The sequence below is a fragment of the Endozoicomonas sp. genome (assembly GCF_031844845.1).
Classification (GTDB): domain Bacteria; phylum Pseudomonadota; class Gammaproteobacteria; order Pseudomonadales; family Endozoicomonadaceae; genus Endozoicomonas.
Genome location: NZ_JAVRMB020000288.1, coordinates 1 through 3,537, shown reverse-complemented (window position 1 = coordinate 3,537; position 3,537 = coordinate 1). Strand labels below are relative to the sequence as shown.

General features: G+C 49.6%; 4 protein-coding genes. All 4 read left to right on the top strand.

Annotation, left to right across the window (positions count from 1 at the left end; all coding sequences use genetic code 11):
- The coding region (locus tag RM811_RS15570) for a hypothetical protein (protein ID WP_402526056.1) at window positions 1-526 on the top strand (526 nt) is incomplete at its 5' end.
- 485 nt (window positions 527-1,011) lie between these two features.
- On the top strand, window positions 1,012-1,329 hold the full coding sequence (locus tag RM811_RS15565; RefSeq protein WP_402526054.1) for a hypothetical protein: 318 nt from the start codon (window positions 1,012-1,014) through the stop codon (window positions 1,327-1,329).
- A 480-nt stretch (window positions 1,330-1,809) separates the two neighbouring features.
- Window positions 1,810-2,742: a DUF1186 domain-containing protein gene (locus RM811_RS15560; RefSeq protein ID WP_402526052.1), complete on the top strand. Its 933-nt coding sequence runs from the start codon at window positions 1,810-1,812 to the stop codon at window positions 2,740-2,742.
- Between the two features lie 154 nt (window positions 2,743-2,896).
- Window positions 2,897-3,537, top strand: a 641-nt coding sequence (locus RM811_RS15555) for an AAA family ATPase (protein WP_402526049.1), incomplete at its 3' end; no start/stop codon positions are given.

Below are 3,537 nucleotides of genomic sequence, written 5' to 3'. Positions count from 1 at the left end.
CAAAAAAGCAGGCCGTGAAATGGTGATGTCCCAAGAGGCCAGAGCGGTAATTATTGAGGAGTACCACCAAAGGGAATCCGCACAGGATGCCATGCCGGAACTGTTGGCAAATATGGTTTCCCGCCACCGGGTGTTTGTCTGGCGGCTGTCGGCTATTTTCGCATTGATGGACCTCTCAGAATCGGTGCAGGCTGAACACGTCCGCCAGGCTTACCGCTGGCTGGATTACTCCGCCGCCAGCATCCGTTACCTGTTAAACACGGCAAGGCAGGAAGCAGAACAAGAGGAAGTCATCAGTCTGGCCGGTGAAATCCATGGGTTTTTGCTGACCCATAACGACGGGAAAGGATGTTCCAGTACCGAGATAAGTCAAAACCTCTTTAGCGGCAACAAGAAAGCCAAAGACATCACCGCTGCCCTGAAGTCTCTGACTGAATCCATACCACCAGGGGTGGAGCAATATCAACCCGAACAAAAGGGCAGAGGCAGGAAGAAAACCATCTTCAGGCCAGTCATTACGAAATAAAAGAATTTACGAAAAAGTTCTACAGGCCATGGATAACGAGGGTTATAAAATTCGTACCCGGAGACGAAAGAATAAAAGTTACGAACTAATTACGGGTGTTGGTCAGTCAACAGTCAGGCTCGAATTATTTCGTAAATTTATTGATTCGTAAGGCCGGTTACGAACGATATAATCCAATGACCACGCGGCCTGAAGGAATAAATTCGTAAATTCGTTTTTTTCGTAAAGCCCCCCGGGTAGCTGTACTCCGGAAATACCGATGAATCGGGGGATACCTATTTATCCCCAGGGCGAAAGATTAAAGTGTACGATGGTTCAATTTATTGCAAAAAATACATGTTCTTCATCCATATTTGCTATTTTTCAATTCCTATTGATATAAAATAATAATTATTGGGAACTATCTGCTCTGACAAATGTCTTATTTATACGATCGTAAGCCTGAAGCTTTCGCCCTGTACTTATCCCCGACCTGAAGGAGAAAAATGAACTTTATGTTCCCCTACAACCCCTACTCTGTTACTGAGACTGTGAGCAAATTTGCTATTGCCAACGACTGCCCCGCCCCCGGTGATCAACCCGCCAGCATCACAGATTGTTTCCATACTTGTGATGCTACCTTCAATAATGGGATCATTCATCGAGTCAGATTATCCGGGATAGAAATTCAGGGAGTTTTAAAAGAGATCGAACCGGGAAAGGTGACTAATCCTGTTCCTCCCGAGCACTTTATTCAGTCTTTGGAGGCACTCGGAGCACGGATCGTAGACACGATGCGACTTTTGAGCCCCCCGGAAGTGTAGCCATATGACTGCTGGTTATATTGGATAACCGGTCCTGATCACTGAATACCTCGTTCTCACGGTCACCCGTGGGTGATACAAAACGCAATGCAAACGTATCCTGTAAAGGATCTGGCACTTACCCGGTTTTAGCTTGCTGACATCATTATTGATGTAACTGCATTGATGTAACTGCGAGCCTCGCGCAGGCCCGAGTGTTTTGCCAGAAACCTGCCTAACCCTTTGCTAATAGTGGTCTACCCTGCCAGCACCAGTTAGAGCCACAGATCATTTGCCGTGGTACCCGTATTGATGACCGCTACAACAATCTCTGGTTTACCATTCTCGACTTAAAAAAAGCCACCGAGCTGTTTGCCAATTGCCAATGAGCGTTTACTCGTCGGTCTCCGTGGGAATGCATACGGTTTCCCACACCGGGCGGAGGAGTCAGGCGTCAAGCAAGGCCGGAGTAACACCCTCGTTTTCTGACAGCAGCAAAATGTGCAACCTGCTATCCTTTACACCCTTGTCTATTTAACACAGCAAGGCCGTATACCTGTGACCATTGATGAGATGTTAAGCGAGTTCTCCCAGCGCCGAGGCTACTTCCCCAAAGCCGCAGTAGAAGCGGCCATTGAGCAGCAAGAAGCCATCACCCCCTGGCTACTGGCATCACTGGAAAAAGCCGCCGATACCGGTACTGAAGATGAAGCGAACGATAATCTTACGATGTTTGCCCTCTATCTGCTGGCCCAGTTCCGGGAGACCCGGGCGTATTCGCTGATCATCAACATCATCACCCGACCAGCGGATGCCATTGAGTACCTGCTGGGAGACATTACCACCGAAGATTTGAACCGGGTTCTGGCCTCGGTCTTTGACGGTGATATTGTACTTTTGCAGTCTGTGATTGAAAACAGCAACGTCTATGAGTATGTCCGGGGGGCCGCTTTACAGGCTCTGACCATCTTGTATCGCACCGGCAAGCTGGACCGGGATACCGTACTGAACTATTTCACCGATCTGTATCGGGGCAAGCTGGAGCGGGATGAAAACCACATCTGGTGCGTACTTGCAGCGAAAACCGGCCATCTGGGATTCAGCGAACTGGCGGATGATGCCCGCCAGGCTATGGAAGAATGGCTGGTGGATGGCTTCTACTATGGCATTAGCGATCTTGAAGCAGACTTGCAAAAACACGACAACCGATCGCTGAATACCAATAAAAATAGCCTGATCAATGACACGGTGGCTGAACTGCAACACTGGTCCACCTTCGAGCCTGAACCGGAACAACGTCCTGAACCCAAACCCCGATCACAGGAACGGCTTATCCACACCGGCACCCTGATACGGGAAACACCAAAAACCGGCCGCAACGACCCATGTCCCTGCGGCAGTGATAAAAAGTTTAAGAAGTGTTGTGGGCGATAGTGGCATACTAATCAATCACAATAAAACCGCCTGACCGGGATCAAACACCATCTTGCCTTACGGTTTAAGCACTGAGCCAGTACAGTCAGGCACCGGGACAAATAGAGTACACTCACCGGACATTCTTATCGGTCAGTCAAGGAATGAACAGGATATGCTAACCCGATTAAAACTATCCAATTTTAAAGCCTGGCGGGAATCGGGTGATATTCAGCTGAAACCGGTCACCCTGCTGCTGGGCGAAAACTCCACCGGCAAATCCAGTCTGTTGCAAAGCCTGCTGCTGATGAAACAGACAGCGACTTCACCGGATCCTACCGTTCATCTCAACCTGGGTGACGAGGTAAATGACTCTGTGGATATGGGATCATTTGAAGACCTGCTCACCAGAAACCCGGAAAAGCGCAAGGTGGGGATTGAGCTGGATGCGGTTCATGACAAAGACCACTGCTTCTTTTCAGTGGAATACGCACAGGACTCCAAAAAGAGCCCGGTCATTGACAGCATGAAACTGAGTACAGACGGTGAAAACTGGTTTCGTGTTGCTCGCACCGAGCGGAGCGCCTTTGGTCTTTACCTGCCGGGCGAAACCCGTACCAGCCTGAAGGCACGTTCCTATAGCCCTGAGCGGGGTATTGCCTTTTCTTCGGAGGCCATCGCGGTACTGGGTGAGCATGGAAAAACGGTACAACGTCTCAGCCTGCAACTGCGCCGTGAGCTGGAGTCGATCGCCTACCTTGGTCCACTAAGAAACAAGCCTAAAAGGACCTATATCTGGAACCGCACCCGCCCCGG

Excerpts from the sequence above, each read along its gene's own strand:
- RM811_RS15565 (WP_402526054.1), top strand. The coding sequence starts at position 1,012 with ATGAACTTTATGTTCCCCTACAACCCCTACTCTGTTACTGAGACTGTG.